Genomic DNA, 15,445 nt, shown 5'->3' with positions numbered 1-15,445 from the left:
GGGGAACACTGCCGGTGCCACCCCCAGCTACCACGTACGAGATCGAGTGTTCCCTTTCACAGATCAAAACCACTCTCGGTTCACCATGCATGAGCAGCCCGTGTCGACAAACCTCGCACCGGTCTTCCAATCGGACACGTCTCGGCACGCCAGTCACTGAGTGTGATTACCTCCGGGAGCTGGGATCGGCGCCGACTGGGCTATCAAGGAGGGGCGGCGGGCACAGGCTCGCCGGTCGTGCCGACCTGGACCACGCCGAGCCCTGCCCCGGTCCGGCGGCACAACCCGCCTGACGAGTCATGAGGCATTCGGGGGCAGGGACGGGGGAACCACGAGCGGTCTTCGACCGGCACGCCGCACCGCGGCGGCCGGGACATGAGGACCTTGGGGTGAAGCCGCCAGCGTGCGGCCGGGCAACCTTCGCGCCCGAATCCGACAGCTAACCTCGCAGGCGTGCCGGAGGGATTCCTTCACCGTGCGCGTAAGCACCCTGAGCCGGCCCGCCCGTACCCTGGAAGTCGGCGCTCTCGCCCTGTCCGTGGGTCTCGGTCTTCTGACCGGCGGGCTCGGCACACCACAGTCCGCCTCCGCCGCGACTGTCGCCACCACACAGGTGTCCTCGCAGACCAGCGTGGCGTTCAGCCAGACCGGCATCACCGTCAAGGCGGCGGCGTCCCAGGCCGCCAAGTCCAAGGTGGCCGCGAACCGGGTCATGACCGAAGCGGCGAAGCACAAGGGCAAGAAGTACAAGTTCGGCGCGTCCGGCCCAAAGCGGTTCGACTGCTCCGGCTACACGATGTACGTCTACAAGAAGGCCGCGGGCAAGAAGCTGCCGCACAAGGCCCACCTGCAGCAGCGGTACGGTAAGGCCGTCGCGAAGTCCAAGGCCCGCGCGGGTGACCTGATCGTCATCCGTACGGGGACGAAGGGCACGCACGCCGGCATCTACGCCGGTGGCGGCAAGATGTGGGCCGCGCCGCGAACCGGCAAGACGGTCACCAAGCAGAAAATCTGGAGCAAAAACTACGTGGTCCGGCGCCTGGTCTGAGTCGGCTCCCCAACCGACCGCGCACTCCTCCGGGCATAACACAGTGCCGCCTGCACCCGTCCTTGGCGGAGGTGCAGGCGGCACTGTCGTACGCCCTACTTCGTGATGCTGGTGAAGCGGCGCAGCCGCAGGCTGTTGGCGACGACGAACACCGAGCTGAACGCCATCGCCGCGCCGGCGATCATCGGGTTGAGCAGCCCGGCCGCGGCCAGGGGCAGGGCGGCGACGTTGTAGGCGAAGGCCCAGAACAGGTTGCTCTTGATGATGCGCAGGGTGCGCCGGGACAGGCGGATCGCGTCGGCGGCGGCCATCAGGTCGCCGCGGACCAGGGTCAGGTCGGAGGCCTCGATCGCGGCGTCGGTGCCGGTGCCCATGGCCAGCCCGAGGTCGGCCTGGGCCAGGGCGGCGGCGTCGTTGACGCCGTCACCGACCATCGCCACGACCTTGCCCTGTTCCTGCAGCCGCTTGACGACGTCGACCTTGCCGGCCGGCAGGACTTCGGCGATCACCTCGTCGATGCCGACCTGTCCGGCCACGGCCCGGGCGACGGTCTCGTTGTCGCCGGTGAGCAGCACCGGCGACAGACCCAGCGCCCGCAGCTGGGCGACAGCGGCCCGGCTGGTCGCCTTGACGGTGTCGGCGACGGCCAGCACACCGCGGGCCTGACCGTCCCAGCCCGCGACCACGGCGGTCTGCCCCGCCGCGTGAGCGGCATCGACGGCCTGCTCGACGTCGGCGGGCACCATCAGACCGGCCTGGCGCAGCAGTACCGGGCGGCCGACGTGCACGGTGTGGCCGTCGACGGTGCCGGTGACACCGAGGCCTTCGGTGTTGGCGAATCCGGTCACCTGCGGCAGCGGCGCGCTGTCAGCTGCTGCGGCGGCGATTGCCTGGGCGATCGGGTGCTCGGAGGCGGCCTCGACCGCCCCGGCCAGGCGCAGCAGCCGCTCGCGGTCGACGCCGTCGGCGGGAACGACGTCGACCAGGCTCATCCGGCCGGTGGTGACGGTGCCGGTCTTGTCCAGCACGACGGTGTCCACGGTCCGGGTCGACTCGAGGACTTCGGGGCCTTTGATCAGGATGCCGAGCTGCGCGCCGCGCCCGGTGCCGACCAGCAGTGCCGTTGGGGTGGCCAGGCCGAGCGCGCAGGGGCAGGCGATGATCAGTACGGCGACGGCGGCGGTGAACGCGGCTGTCCAGCCGGAGCCGGTGCCCACCCACCAGCCGAGCGTGGCGACGGCGAGGCCGATCACGATCGGCACGAACACGCCGGAGATCCGGTCGGCGAGCCGCTGGACGGCGGCCTTGCCGGTCTGGGCCTGCTCGACCAGTTTCGCCATCTGCGCGAGCTGCGTGTCGGCACCGATCCGGGTAGCACGCACGACCAGCCGGCCGCCGGCGTTGACGGTCGCGCCGACCACCGGATCGCCGGGGCCGACCTCGACCGGTACGGACTCGCCGGTCAGCATGCTCGCGTCCACGGCCGAGGTGCCGTCCTCGATGACACCGTCGGTGGCGATCTTCTCGCCCGGCCGCACCACGAACCGGTCCCCCACCGCCAGGTCGGTGACCGGAATGCGCCGTTCGATGCCGTCGCGTAGCACCGCGACGTCCTTGGCGCCGAGTTCCAGCAGGGCTCGCATGGCGGCGCCGGCACGGCGCTTGGAGCGGGCCTCGAAGTAGCGGCCGGCGAGGATGAAGGTGGTGACGCCGGCGGCGGCTTCCAGGTAGATGGCGCCCGCGCCGTCGGTGGTGCCGATGTCGAGGCTGAACGGGTGCGTCATGCCGGGGACTCCGGCGGTGCCGAAGAACAGCGCCCACAGCGACCAGCCGAACGCCGCGATCGTGCCCATGGAGATGAGCGTGTCCATGGTGGCGGCGCCGTGACGCAGGTTGGTCCAGGCCGCCCTGTGGAACGGCCACCCGCCCCAGACGACGACCGGCGCGGCCAGCGTCAGCGACAGCCACTGCCAGTAGGTGAACTGCCAGGCCGGCACCATCGCCAGCAGCAGCACCGGCACGCTGAGCGCGATCGCCGTGAACAGCCGGGTCCGCAACGCGCGCAGTTCGTCGACCGGCTGCGCATGTTCGGCCGGGTCGTCACCGGGCTGTTGCGGTGGCGACGGAAGCTTCGCGGTGTAGCCGGTCTTCTCGACGGTGGCGATCAGATCCTCGGCGGTCACGCTGTCGGGGTAGGCGACGCTGGCCTTCTCGGTGGCGTAGTTGACGGTGGCGACCACGCCGTCCATGCGGTTGAGTTTCTTCTCGATCCGCGCGGCGCAGGAGGCGCAGGTCATGCCGCCGATCGCCAGCTCGATCTGGTTCGGGGCCACGGGCAGCGGCCCGGCGACGGTTGCCATGACGCTCTCCTCCTAGTCGTGGGTGTGGCCGTCGGCGCCGTGCCCGGACGGGCTCGGCGTGGCAGACACAGCGGCCGTGGCCGGCGCGGAGCTCGGCGCGCCCGGGACAGTTCCGGCGACGGCGGTGAACTCGGCGGTGCGGACCTTCCCGTCGTGCTGGAAGTCCAGGTACAGCCGGTAGGCGCCGGGGGACGGAACCTCAGCGTGGAAGGCGACGTCGGGGCCGGCCGCGGTGCGGCCGTCGCCGGGTTCACCGTCGGGGTGCACGTGCAGGTAGGCCAGGTCACCGTCGCGCAGCGCGACCAGGTGGCCGTACGCGCCGAGGTAGGGCTGCAGGTCGGTGACCGGCGTGCCGTCCTTGCTGACCGACAGGGTCACCTTGGATGAGGCGCCGGGCGTGAGGTCGCCGGTCAGGGTGACCGTGTAGCCGTCGACCGTCGTGGTCCGAGCGGCCGCGGGAAGCGGGGTGGGTTGGTAGTCGCCGGAGGCGGGAACGTCGGCGCCGAGGGTGAGGCCGTCGTGGCCGGCGGGCTGGAAGTCGGCGAAGACCCGGTACTGCCCGGCGGCGGGTACCGCGAGCGGGATGGACCAAATGCCGTCGCTGCCGAGCTCGGGATGTACGTGCTGGAACCCGGACAGGTCACGGCGGACCACGATCAGGTGCAGGTCCTTGTCGTGGCTGGTCGTGTAGGCGGTGACCGGCCGGTTGTCCGGGCCGGTGATCTGGAACCGGAACGGCTGCGGCGTACCGACCGGCAGGTTGGCGCTGAGTGGGGTGAGCCGGTAGCCGTCCTGGCTGATCTGCAGCCCGGCCGGCAGCACTGCTGCCGGGGTGTTCTGCTCGGGTGGTGTGCCGGTGTGGCCGCCGTGCGCGGCCGGGGTGGCGGGTGCGGCTGCCGGGAAGAGGCTGCCGAGGCCGAGGGCGGCCGTGAACACGGCCGCCAGCCCGATCCCGAAGCCGCCCAGCTTGATGGCGGTGTTCATGACTACCTCGCGAGTTCGTAGCCGGCCTCGTCGACGGCCGCGGCGACCGCGGTCTCGTCGACGGGCTGGTCACTGGTGATGGTGACCGTGCCGGAGGCGAGGTCGACCTGGACGTCGGTGACTCCGGGGACCTTGCCGACTTCGGCGCTGACGGAGTTGACGCAGTGCGAGCAGGTCATGCCGGTCACGGTGTAGGTCTGGGTAGCCATCACGATCTCCTTGCCGTTGGGCGTGAGCGGCGGGACGTCGCCGCACACAAACCAACCATACCCATACCCCCCTAGGGTATCAAGGGGCCTGCCTGGTGATGCGCTGCACGCCTTCCGCGCGATTGCCGTCACGTTCACCGGTTATGGCGATTCCCGCCTGCAGGGTGGCTGACCGGTGCGGTGCGCCGATCCGCTCCATCACTGTTGGCGCGGTGTACGGCCGTGCCCGCGTTGTCAGCCTTCACGGCCGTTGAGCGACAGGTTGTTGTCGCTGAAGCCGGCGGGGTTTCTGTCATTGGTCGGACGCGCTGAGGCACTTGGCGCCGACGGCGGGCGCTAGTGGTAGCGGCTGTCCCAACCGGACGAAGTTGGCACCGTGCGGCTGTAGTTGGCACCAAGCTGGCACCGCCTGGGTGAAGCTGTCGCTTTCTGCGGGACCAGCGCTTGGGTACGTGACCCGACCCTAGGCGCAGATTTACTGAATAGTCACCACTGGAGCCGCCGCGAGTCGCTGGACACTGTCCCGATAGGCCGCTGCGGCCGCGGCCGCAGTCATCCGGCCGGCGGCGACCTCCTGGCCGGCGGCGTGGCCCAGACTGATCGTGGCCGCCAGCAGCCAGCCCTCCGGCTGCCCGGTGGTGAACTCGCCGGTCCGGCGGCCATGCGCCAGGATCTCCGCCAGCTTTTCCATGATCGGCAGGTGCCGGTCGCGCTCGTCGGCCGGATCGCCGGCCGGCAGCGAAACGGTCAGCAGCAGCGGGTATCGCTCGATCACGCCCCAGCTCACGGTCAGCCACCGGGTCAGGGCCGAGGCCGCCGTCCCGGTCGCCGGGTCGATCGTGTCCAGCGCGGCGACCGTCTCCCCGGTGATCCGGTCGACGACCCCGACGAGCAGTGCATCCCGGGACGGGTAGTGGGCGTACACCGTCTGGCGTGCGACGCCCGCGGCGGCCGCGATCTCCTCCATGCTCGCGTCGGCGCGGCGGCCCAGCAGGATGATCGCCGCGTCGATGATGGCGGTCCGGCTGCGCTCGGCGTCCGCCCGCAGCCGACGGCGCCGAGGACTCGGTAGTTCTGACACGTTGTCAAGGCTAACCTGCCCACGTATGTTGGACAGGCTGTCAGAGTTCTACCGATCGACCGGAGGAACCGATGCTCAGCTTCACCGACTACCTCGCCCGATACCCCCAGGAGGCGGCCTTCGGAGACGAGGAACCGGCTGTGGTCTTCGACCGATACCACGCCCCGGGGTTCACCCTCCACAACGACGGTCTGACGCTCGACCGGGACCGGATCGTCGCGCACATCCGGCCGGTGCGCCGCAACGCCGTCGCCGCCGACGTCGACATCCATCAGGCGCTCACGCGGGGCGACCAGGTGGCCGCCCGCTACACGCTCACCGCACGGATGCGTAGCGGCGCGGTGGTGGCCACCGACATCCACGTGATCGGCCGGGTCGCCGACGACGGCCGGATGCTGCGGCTCGACCAGCTCACCCGGACCGTTGAGGGTGACGGGTGATGCGGGCCCGGCTCGCCGGTGGGGTCGCGCTGCTCTGCTCCGGGCTCTTGGCCGGGGCGTTCGGCTACGCCCGGGTCTGCGTGGTGCCGACCTTCAACGCCGTGCCGATCGACGTGCACATGACTTACCGGGTCGCGCTGATGGACATGAACGGCATCTTCATGCAGGCAGCCATGGGCCTGACCATCGTGTCCTCGACCGTCTGTGCGGTGGCGCTGCGCGGCAGGGCCCGCTGGGGTGCCGCCGGGGCCGGACTGCTCGCGCTGACCGCACTGGTGGTCACCCGGTTCGGCAATGTGCCGATCAATGGTGAGATCCGCACCTGGGCGGCGACCGGCCTGCCGGCCGGTTACGCGGACCGGCTCGCCCGCTGGGAGGCCTTGCACGACGTTCGGACCGTCGCGGCGCTCGCCGCCTTCGTGGTGCTGCTGGTGGTTACCCAAGGGCTGACCACGGGGGCACGGCAGCGGGCCGCGATCGGGTGAGGCCGCATGTGGATCACCGTCCTGCCGGCCGTCACGATCACGACCACCTCCGGCGGCGTCAGCACGCCCGGCCGGGAATCGACACCCGCGGCCCCGTCCACCGGACCGCGGCTACCTCGTCGGGCTCGGCTCGGTCGCCGCGATCGGGCGGTACGAATTCGTGAGCCCGGCATCGATCGCGGACCTCCCGGCCTGGCTGTTCGAGCTGCGCGAGCGCCGTTAGGTTAGGTGTTCGGGTCGGCGGCGCAGTTCCGCTCCAGAAGCACGCCAGAGCACCAAGATCATAATTGTCGTAACTCTTCCGAGCATTGGTCCCGAGCGCCCAACCCGAGCCCGCACACCAGCCGCACATGCTCGGGCGTCAACGTCCCCGCGACCCGCAACGCCGTCAGCCGGGCGACAGCGGCACGCCGCGCGGACCGACCCAGATGGCGCTGATGTCCGGACGGCGGCCATCCTCGCCGGCGACGAGCACACCGGCGAGGGAGGATCAGCGGGGCGGACGCGGCCCAAGGCAGAGCGCGGGCCGCGTGGTGGTCAGACCAGTCGTAGCGTGGTCAGGCAGGTCGGGGCGTCTGCGCCGGTGCTGATCTTCGACTCGGCGGTCTTGCCGTCGGAGGTGATCCGCAGGGTGCCGGTGATGTTGCGCGGCAGCCAGAATCCGACGAAGCCGTTGGCGAAGGTGGTGCGCGACTCGTCGACCAGGACCGTGCCGTTGGCATCGTTAAGGATCTTGACCTGCACCTGTTTGCCGGCCAGTTCGCCTTTGCAGCCGGTGGGCGCGTGGAAGAAGCAGTCGTGGGTCTGCTGCAGGTACGGGCCGGCCGACAGGTAGAACCGGTCGGCGGGGATGGGCAGGCTGAACTCCTGCCCGCCGTCGGAAATCAGCAGCTCACCGGCCCGCACGGACGCCTTCAGCCCGGCTGGGCGCTGCTGAAGGTCCAACCGGTCGAGCTGGTCGATGACCTCCACCGTGCTTTTGCCCGCCAATCCATAGCGAGCCAGCAGCGGCTGCGCCTCAGCCGACGGCGACGCCGCCACAGTCGCGCTGGTCGGCCCGGCGATGGGGGCAGAACCGTCGGTGCCGGTGCACCCGGCCATCGTCAGCAACGACACCGCACCCACGAGAAAGAGCCGTTTCATGCTCACGATTCTCCATCGGTAGTCAGTCACACGGTTGACCGGGCGCGCAGGTTAGGACTGGGACAGGCCGACATGCCGCCCCATGACGGCTATCCGGCAGCAGCCCAATGGGCAACTGGCCCTTGCCGTGCCGGCGGTGCGCCGACCGCTGACGCAGGGTCACCCTGGGAGGGTCACGGAGCCGGGTTGCTGCTGCGCTTGCGCCAGAGCAGCAGGCCACCGGCACCGGCGATCACCGCTACGGCCAGGGCGATCCACCAGGCGACGCGCGAGCCGCCGGAGCCGGTGCTGCTGGCGGTCTGCTCGGCCGCCGTATTGCTGGCCCGGGTGGCCGCCGGGGCGGTGGCTGAGACGGCGGTGCTCGGGTTGCTGCTGGGCGTGGTGCCCGCAGTGACCTCGGCTTGGTTGGCGGCGGGCTTGAGCGTGATGGTGGGTGCCGGGCTCTCGGGTTCGGGCTGGCCCTCTTCGGGCAGGTCGATCCAGCGGGAAACCTTGCCGTCGCTGTAGGTCTCCACGGTCTTGAACGACAGCGTGGTCGCATCGGTGGGCAGCTGCGTCACCGTGACGGCGAACTCGGCGTCCTGGCCGACCTTCAGCGCCGGGCCGGCGATCGTGAACCCGTCGGCGCTGCTGGTGAACGTCCAGCCCCTGGGCGCCTTCACCAAGGTCACGTCCGCTGGTTTGATGCCTTGCGGCAGCACCACCCGCTCCGACACGATGCCGGCGCTCTGCGACTCAGCCTCACCGTGGAAGGTCAGTGTGACGTTGGCGGCGCCGGCCTGCGCCTTGTCGGCCTCCACCTCTACGTGGGCGAAGGCCGGAGCTGCGAGTAGCGCGGCGGCCGCCACCCCTGCCGCCAGGGCTCCGACCATACGCGTACGTAACGCCATCGCGCCCGGACCTCCATCTCAACCATCAAGGACAAGCAGACCGTACGGGCTCACCCGTCGGCATCGGTAAGTCGTCACCCGGCTCGGGAAAGTTCCACACCCATTTCCGAAAAGCCGGCCCGCACTGCTGTCATCGTCGCCCGAGACCGCGGCGATCGAAGGGTTATGTCTTCGCGGTACTGCGCCGGTCGCCGGCCGCCGCACCGGGCGTGGTCGTCAAGTGACCGGCACGTGACAGGTAGCCGACCGCCGCGGTGCCCAGTACCCCGGTGACGGTCAGCAGCAGCCACGGAAGCGCAGGCCACCCGAGCGTGACGGCGGTGTCGAGGGCGGCGCCGGTCAGCAGGTTCCCGGCGGCGATGCCGACACCGGCGAGGGTGTTGTAGAGGCCGTAGTAGGTGCCGACCAGGCGTTGGCCGGCGAACTCGACGATGGTGGCCATCTCGAACGGGTACACGATCATCGTCGCGACCGTCAGCAGCACCGTGCTCATCAACACCGGAGTCAGCGCCAGCGCGGTGCGCCACGGGCCCGCGCCGGTCGCGGGGCTGATGGCGGCGGTGGCGGCGAGCGGCAGGAACGCGACAGCCATCAACGCCAGACCGCGGACGATGGCCTGCGGTGGGCTCCACCGATGTTTGGCCCAGGCGGTGACCCGGACCTGCCCGGCCACGGTGAGCAGCCCGGAGACGGCGAACAGGATCGCCACCGGAGTCTCCGATCCGGTCACCCGGCGGACCTCGATGGGCAGGCCGAGGTAGACCTGGAAATTCAGTACGTAGGAACCGATCATCGCGGCCGAGAACAGCAGGAAGCCGCGATGGCGCAGCACCTGCCGCCAATCCGCCGTAGGACTGCGATCGTCGGGGCCGGCCGGGGCGTGCCGGGCGGGCAGGGCGCGGGCCTGAGCGATCAGCAGCAGCAGGAACAGCAGCGCGGCGACCGTGCACACCCATCGGAAGGATGCGGTCAGCAGGGCGAGGCCGATCAGCGGCCCGGCGAGGATGCCGGCCTGGTAGAAGACGTTGAACACGGCGAACGCCTCGGTCTTGCGCTCGCCTGATTCGGCGGCCAGATATGCGCGGACCGCCGGGTTGAACAACGCTCCGGCAAGCCCGGTCAGCACCGACGCGACGATCAGGGCGGGCAGGTTCGTAGCGATACCGAGCAGCCCGAACCCGGCCACGCGCAGGCCGAGCCCGGTCAGGATCAGCGGTTTGTAGCCGTACCGGTCGGCGAGGGTGCCGCCGAGCAGGAACATGCCCTGCTGGCTCAGGTTGCGCACACCCAGGATCAGGCCGACCGCCCAGGCCGCCATCGCCAGGTCGCCGGTGAGGTAGCCGGCCAGATACGGCATGAGCATGTAGAAGCCGATATTGATGGTCAGCTGGTTGACCAGCAGCAACTGCACCGGCCGGTTGAACGACCGGATCTGGGCCAGGGTTCCGGTCACGGGGCGTCCCCGGTGGTGGGGTCGATGACGTGGGTGCAGCGCGTCCAGCGCCGCACTTCCCGCTCGCGGGGGTGACGGATCTCGTCCGGGTCGGTGGCCGGCGCGGATCCGAGCAGGTCGTGGGTGCGGCAGTAGTCGTCGCTGTAGACGGTGTCGGCGTAGCGGTGCGGCCCGTCGGGGAAGATCGCAGCGATGCGGGTGTCGTCGGGCAGGGTCCGGGACAGCCAGGAGGCGACCAGGGCTACCGCGCCGACGCTCCAGCCGCCGCTGATGTAGTGGCCGGCGGCCAGGCTGCGGCAGGCCCACACCGATTCCGGGGCGGCGACCCAGTGCACCTCGTCGAAGGCCGGGTAGTCCACGTTGCGGGGGTGGATGCTGCTGCCGAGCCCGCGCATGAGCCGGGTCTGGGCCGGCTGGCCGAAGATGGTGGAGCCGCACGCGTCGACGCCGACCAGCCGCAGGTCGGGGAAGAACTCGCGCAGCACCCGGGCGGTGCCGGCGCTGTGCCCGCCGGTGCCGACGCTGCACACCAGCACGTCGACTCGGCCGAGCTGCGCGGCCAGCTCCAGGGCGAGGCTCTGGTAGGCGTCGACGTTGTCGGGGTTGTTGTACTGGTCTGGGCAGAACCCGCCCCGGTCGGCGAGGAGCTGGTTGACGCGGTCGCGGCGGGCCTGCTGCCAGCCGCCGGTCGGGTGCGGCGTGTCGACCAGGTCGATGCGGGCGCCGTAGGCGGTCAGCAGGTTCCGCAGCGGCGGTTCCATGCCGGGGTCGGTAACGAGGGTGACCGGGTGGCCATGGATCAGCCCGGCGAGGGCCAGGCCGAGGCCGAGGGTGCCGGAGGTGGACTCCACGATCGGGGCGCCGTCGGCGAGGTCACCACGTTCACGGGCGCGCTGGATCAGGTGCAGGCCGGGCCGGTCCTTGATGCCGCCGGGGTTGTGGCCTTCGAGTTTGGCCCAGAACCCGCCGTCGCTGGTGGCGGTGATGTCGCGGGTCCACAGGACGGGGGTGTTGCCGACGAGCTGGTCGAGGTGGTGGCAGGTGGAGCTGGAGACGAGCTGGGCGGGAAGGGGCCGGCGCTGGAGCCGGGGAAACGTCACGTCGATCATGTGCGTAGCCGCTTTCGCAGACGTGGTCCGCCGCCCGGCGTCCACGGCGAGCAGACGTCAGGTGCGGAGGTGAGCAGAGGTCACGGAGGCACGTCGCCGCTACCGGCCCGATCAGCCAACAGGCGCGTTTCGAGGCGGCGGCGTGCGGGACCTGTCAGCTTCGATACACGCTCGTCAGTGCCAGCACGGTGTGATGGTGTCTACCGGGCGGGTGGGCCGCGTCAGCCGCAGCGGCGGCAGCGGTGAGGGCGTCGTCGGTAGGGGGCGGGGCCGGGACCAGCGGCAGATCGACATCGTCGATCTGCGGCTGCGGCAGCAGCGCTACCGGAGTGCAGGGATGCGCGAGATGTGCTTGGTCGGCTGCTGCTGCCGTGCAGGCATCACCGGATGGCGGGGTCGCCGTCTGCGGGCCCGCTGCGACGGTGGGATGGCCATGGTGCGCGTGCTGGGGGACGTGATGGGCCAGGGCGCCGCAGATCAGTAGCAGCGCCATGGTGGTCATCCGCACGATCAGCTGGAGCATGGCCCTTCCCGCTCGGCGTTCCAACGAAGCCAAGCGGCAAAAGTACCAAAGACCCGATTAGTTCCGCCGGGTTTCGCGGAGTTGCCACACCGCCTCCCGCACACCCTGTGCGACACCTGAACGCATACGGGCAGGGCGGGCCGGGGCGGCCAGGCGCGTCACGCCTGGCCGCCCGCGGATCGACGGGATCAGAGGCGTTCGAGGATGGTCTTCATCGTGGTGATCTCGGCCTGCTGATCGGTGATGATCTTCTGCGCGAGAGTCTTGGCCTCGGGGTTGGAGCCCTGCGCCACCTCGGTCTGGGCCATCTCGATGGCGCCCTCGTGGTGAGCGATCATCATGGTCAGGAACTGCTTGTCGAACGCGGCGCCCTTGGCGTCCATGAGCTTGGCCATGTCGGCGTCGGTCATCATGCCGGGCATCGAGCCGTGGCCCGTGCCGGAGCCCATGCTCATGTGCGGCTCCGGGGCGGGCTTGCCCCAGGCGGTCAGCCAGCCGGTCATCGTGTCGATCTCCGGCTGCTGCGCGGCCTGGATCTTGCCGGCAAGTTGCTTGACCTCGGCGTCGGCGGCCCGGCCGTCGGCCATGTCGGCCATCTGCACCGCCTGCTGGTGGTGCGGAATCATCGCCTGGGCGAAGGTCACATCGGCGTCGTTGAACGTGCCGACCGCCGACGCGGCCGGCGACGCGGCCGTGGTCGCGCCGTGGTTCATGCCGGTGCCGGACGACGAGTGGTCGCTGCCACCGCAGGCCGACAGCACGAGGGTGGCGGTGACGGCGGCACCGGCGAGCAGGCCGCGGCGCAGCACGGTGGTGGGCAGCTGGGAAGTACGCATCATTGCGGGTCGTAACCTTTCGGCAGATTTTCGGGTACGCGCGAACGCCTCGACACGACCGCAGACGGGTCGACGTCGAGGTGGCGTTGCTATATGCGCAGTACCGCTGCCGATGCGAGCGTGAGTCCGGTGGCGCGATCCGGCGGCGCTCGCGGGGACAGCGCCCGCAGGACCGCGGGCACCGGAAGCAGACGGCGACCCTGGACCAGGGTCAGCAGCCAGTACAGCATCACCACGACGGCAAGGCCGGTCAGGATCGCCAGGCAGGCGCTCCAGGCGCCGGAACCGTGCCCCCCGTGGCCGTCGCAATGCCCGTCCGGGCACGGCTGCGCCGCGGTGACCACCGCCGTCAGCATCCCTGCAGGGCCCACCGCGGTCGTGTCCATGCCGGTCGCCGCCGGGTGGAGGTCGGCGCGGACGCCGGTGTGGCCGAGGGTGTGCATGAGCGCCAGCCCGAGAGCGGTCGCCAGCAGCAGCGCGAGGCGGGCCGCACGGCCCACCGTCATCGCTGCTGTCCTCGTCACGGCGTCCACGGTAGCGCGTGCCCGTGACCGCCTTCGACGACGACCGCACCAAGCCCCTTCAGCCGGTCGCGGCAGGACGACGACGGCGGTGTCCGATCGGGGTGAGCCCGCGGGGCTTGTACACCGACAGCGCCAACGCGACCAGTAGCAGGATCGCCGCCCCGGCGGCGTGCACCAGCGGCGACGCGGTGGCGGTAACCGGGGGCCCACCGTGCGCCGCAGCGGTCGCCGCAGCGGCGAGGGCGCCGAGCGTGCTGGTGTACAACAGCAACACCGCGACGGCGAGCGCGGTGAGCACGAGTTTGATGACCACCCAGTAGTGCCGGACGAGACCCCAGACGGTGATCAGCGACTGCGTCACCCCGGTGACCAGGCTCGCAATCCCGAACGGGACCAGCACGTACCAGCCGAGCGGATCCAGGAGCAGGTAGACGGCGTTGGCCATACGCGGGTCGTCGGCGGTGACGGCCAGGCCGGCCATCGCGAGCGAGGCGGCGACGGCACCGAGCCATCCGACGGACGCGGCGATGTGCAGGACCAGGCCTGCCCGGCGCAGCCCTGCGGGCAGCGTCACCCGTGGCCGCCGCTGACAGCGGCCGGGACCGCCCCGTGGCCCAGGTGACGTCCGGGCCCGTGACCGGTCAGCACCGCGACCACGATCAGCGCCAGCAGCAGTGCTCCGCCGGCGAGGAAGATCTTCACCCAGCGCGGCATGCCTTCCTCGGGTACCGGCTCTCGACGTGTCATCGCCACACCTTCCAGTTTTACGATACAGAGTGTATTGAGCATAGGCAGAGTGACGTACCGCAGGCAATGCGTACGATGCAGGGGTGCCGAAGTTGTGGAACGCGACCGTCGAACAGCACCGCCACACCGTGCACGCGGCCATCCTGGACGCCACCGCCGCGCTCATCGCCGACCACGGCCTGGCGGTCACCATGTCGCAGATCGCCGCGCACGTCGGTATCGGCCGAGCCACGCTGTACAAATACTTCCCCGACGTGCAGACCATCGTGTCCGCCTGGCACGAGCGTCAGGTCACCGACCACCTCGACCAGCTCACCGCCGTCGCCGCGGAGTGCGGCGATCCCGGCGAACGCCTGCGCATGGTGCTGGACAGCTATCTGCGGCTGTCCAGCACCGCAGCGGCTGCCGGGCACGGTGGCCACGGCGGCGCGGCGGCCGCGCAGGTCGCGATGACGCTGCACCGCGCCTCGCACATGCCGGCAGCCCATCAACGGCTGCACGAACTCGTCACCGCCGTCATCGCCGGTGCCGCCGACGCGGGTGCCGTCCGTACCGATGTGCCGCCGGCCGAACTGGCCGCCTTCTGCCTGCACGCGCTGGCCGCCGCAGCGGCGCTGCCGCAAGCTGACAGCCGCGAGCGCCTGCTCGATGTCACCTGGGCCGGGCTACTGCCGCTCCGGTGAGCATGGCCGGGCAGGCCGGTCCCAGGGTGGGCACCCTCAGGTGCCGGGCCGGCGTCCGAAGGCGTGCACGCGAGCACCCATCTGCAGTTGGTCCCACATGGTCACGGCGTCGCGGTGCAGCAGGTTGACGCAACCGTGCGAGCCGCGGGCGGCGTCGTGCAGGTACGTGGTCGTCTCGTGGAAGCCGATCCCGCCGACGAACCGCTGCCAGTACGGCAGCCACACCTCGTACGAGTCCGACCACTCCTTCTCGGCACGCTTGTTGATCCGGAAGACCCCGGCCGGGGTGGCGTGACCGGCGAAACCGGTCCGCACGACCGTCGGCCCGGCCACGACGGCGCCGTCACGCATCACCCACGCCGTCTGCAAGGTGAGATCGACACAGGCGGTCACCCCTGGCCCGGCGTCACAACGCCGCACCTTCTCCGGCGCGGAGCTCGCGGTGATCCGGCGAGCGACATCCGCGGTCGTCGCATCGGCCTGCCCAGCGGCGGGCTCGATACCGAACCGCTGCTGGAAGCCGCGGATGGCCGCGCAGTCGGCCGGCGACTGCCGGCCGTCGACGCTCACCGCGCCGAACGTTCCGAGCCGGGCGAGGTTCTCCTCGATGGCGTGCTGCCACCGCCCGCTCGTACACGGTGCCGCGGCGGTTGTGCGCAACCTGTCAGAGTTCGCGGGTGCGGCGCCGTCCTGTTCGCCGGTTGAGGCGGGCCTGGCATCGTGGCGGATCACGGTGACGAACGACTTCCCGGCCGGTGGCGTCGGCCGCGCGGCCGTCGTCGCCGAGGCGGGCGGTACCACTGACTCGAGCATGCTGGCGACATCGGCTGGGCCGGCTGCGACCGCCAGGCCGAGCACCGCAGCCGCGCTCAGCAGGTACACCGCCGCTGGAGAACCCGACACCCTGACAACCCACCTTCCGACCAAGCC

General features: G+C 70.7%; 18 protein-coding genes and 1 riboswitch. Of the genes, 4 read left to right on the top strand and 14 right to left on the bottom strand.

What is annotated here, in order from left to right; translation table 11 throughout:
* Positions 1-342: 342 nt before the first annotated feature.
* A riboswitch (cyclic di-AMP (ydaO/yuaA leader) is annotated at positions 343-469 on the top strand.
* Between the two features lie 6 nt (positions 470-475).
* Complete coding sequence (locus tag CLV67_RS47080; protein WP_106330494.1) at positions 476-1,048, top strand: C40 family peptidase; 573 nt, start codon at positions 476-478, stop codon at positions 1,046-1,048.
* 95 nt (positions 1,049-1,143) lie between these two features.
* Here the strand turns inward: CLV67_RS47080 and CLV67_RS47075 are convergent, their stop codons facing one another.
* From CLV67_RS47075 to CLV67_RS47060, 4 genes are all read right to left on the bottom strand, one after another.
* Positions 1,144-3,408, bottom strand: a complete 2,265-nt coding sequence (locus CLV67_RS47075; protein WP_106330493.1) for a heavy metal translocating P-type ATPase — start codon at positions 3,406-3,408, stop codon at positions 1,144-1,146.
* Between the two features lie 12 nt (positions 3,409-3,420).
* Positions 3,421-4,392, bottom strand: a complete 972-nt coding sequence (locus CLV67_RS47070; RefSeq protein ID WP_106330492.1) for a hypothetical protein — start codon at positions 4,390-4,392, stop codon at positions 3,421-3,423.
* A gap of 2 nt (positions 4,393-4,394) precedes the next feature.
* Positions 4,395-4,601, bottom strand: a complete 207-nt coding sequence (locus CLV67_RS47065) for a heavy-metal-associated domain-containing protein (RefSeq protein ID WP_106330540.1) — start codon at positions 4,599-4,601, stop codon at positions 4,395-4,397.
* Between the two features lie 475 nt (positions 4,602-5,076).
* Positions 5,077-5,682, bottom strand: a complete 606-nt coding sequence (locus tag CLV67_RS47060) for a TetR/AcrR family transcriptional regulator (RefSeq protein ID WP_203737807.1) — start codon at positions 5,680-5,682, stop codon at positions 5,077-5,079.
* A 71-nt stretch (positions 5,683-5,753) separates the two neighbouring features.
* On the opposite strand from CLV67_RS47060, the gene CLV67_RS47055 reads away from it, so the two are divergent.
* Both CLV67_RS47055 and CLV67_RS47050 read left to right on the top strand, forming a co-directional pair.
* Entirely contained in the window at positions 5,754-6,122 is a 369-nt protein-coding gene (locus CLV67_RS47055; protein WP_106330490.1) for a nuclear transport factor 2 family protein, read from the top strand.
* The gene (locus tag CLV67_RS47050) at positions 6,122-6,607 is read left to right on the top strand and encodes an anthrone oxygenase family protein (protein ID WP_106330489.1); all 486 of its coding nucleotides are present in this window, start codon (positions 6,122-6,124) and stop codon (positions 6,605-6,607) included. Before CLV67_RS47055 ends, CLV67_RS47050 begins: the two co-directional genes overlap by 1 nt.
* Before the next feature lie 537 nt (positions 6,608-7,144).
* On the opposite strand, the gene CLV67_RS47045 is transcribed toward CLV67_RS47050, so the two are convergent.
* From CLV67_RS47045 to CLV67_RS52465, 9 genes are all read right to left on the bottom strand, one after another.
* Positions 7,145-7,750: a CueP family metal-binding protein gene (locus tag CLV67_RS47045; protein WP_203737808.1), complete on the bottom strand. Its 606-nt coding sequence runs from the start codon at positions 7,748-7,750 to the stop codon at positions 7,145-7,147.
* A gap of 173 nt (positions 7,751-7,923) precedes the next feature.
* The gene (locus tag CLV67_RS47040; protein ID WP_239166911.1) at positions 7,924-8,622 is read right to left on the bottom strand and encodes a DUF1775 domain-containing protein; all 699 of its coding nucleotides are present in this window, start codon (positions 8,620-8,622) and stop codon (positions 7,924-7,926) included.
* 181 nt (positions 8,623-8,803) lie between these two features.
* On the bottom strand, positions 8,804-10,093 hold the full coding sequence (locus tag CLV67_RS47035; protein WP_106330487.1) for an MDR family MFS transporter: 1,290 nt from the start codon (positions 10,091-10,093) through the stop codon (positions 8,804-8,806).
* Positions 10,090-11,202, bottom strand: a complete 1,113-nt coding sequence (locus CLV67_RS47030; protein WP_106330486.1) for a PLP-dependent cysteine synthase family protein — start codon at positions 11,200-11,202, stop codon at positions 10,090-10,092. Before CLV67_RS47030 ends, CLV67_RS47035 begins: the two co-directional genes overlap by 4 nt.
* A 154-nt stretch (positions 11,203-11,356) precedes the next feature.
* Positions 11,357-11,725, bottom strand: coding sequence for a hypothetical protein (locus CLV67_RS51530; RefSeq protein WP_146169596.1), 369 nt, complete (start codon positions 11,723-11,725; stop codon positions 11,357-11,359).
* Between the two features lie 188 nt (positions 11,726-11,913).
* Entirely contained in the window at positions 11,914-12,564 is a 651-nt protein-coding gene (locus CLV67_RS47020) for a DUF305 domain-containing protein (protein WP_106330484.1), read from the bottom strand.
* Between the two features lie 86 nt (positions 12,565-12,650).
* A complete protein-coding gene (locus tag CLV67_RS47015; RefSeq protein ID WP_146169595.1) occupies positions 12,651-13,085 on the bottom strand; it encodes a DUF6153 family protein in 435 nt (144 codons plus the stop codon).
* Positions 13,086-13,143: 58 nt separating this feature from the next.
* A complete protein-coding gene (locus CLV67_RS47010; protein ID WP_106330482.1) occupies positions 13,144-13,659 on the bottom strand; it encodes a DUF2269 domain-containing protein in 516 nt (171 codons plus the stop codon).
* The gene (locus CLV67_RS52465) at positions 13,656-13,832 is read right to left on the bottom strand and encodes a hypothetical protein (protein WP_170154269.1); all 177 of its coding nucleotides are present in this window, start codon (positions 13,830-13,832) and stop codon (positions 13,656-13,658) included. Before CLV67_RS52465 ends, CLV67_RS47010 begins: the two co-directional genes overlap by 4 nt.
* A gap of 83 nt (positions 13,833-13,915) precedes the next feature.
* On the opposite strand from CLV67_RS52465, the gene CLV67_RS47005 reads away from it, so the two are divergent.
* Positions 13,916-14,515, top strand: a complete 600-nt coding sequence (locus tag CLV67_RS47005) for a TetR/AcrR family transcriptional regulator (protein WP_106330481.1) — start codon at positions 13,916-13,918, stop codon at positions 14,513-14,515.
* Positions 14,516-14,551: 36 nt separating this feature from the next.
* Here CLV67_RS47005 and CLV67_RS47000 read toward each other — a convergent pair whose 3' ends face one another.
* Entirely contained in the window at positions 14,552-15,418 is an 867-nt protein-coding gene (locus CLV67_RS47000) for a L,D-transpeptidase family protein (protein ID WP_239166912.1), read from the bottom strand.
* Positions 15,419-15,445 lie beyond the last annotated feature (27 nt).

It is taken from the genome of Actinoplanes italicus, assembly GCF_003001815.1.
GTDB classification, from domain to species: domain Bacteria; phylum Actinomycetota; class Actinomycetes; order Mycobacteriales; family Micromonosporaceae; genus Actinoplanes; species Actinoplanes italicus.
Note: the sequence above shows the minus strand (reverse complement) of the source record. Positions and strands in the feature narration are given on the sequence as shown.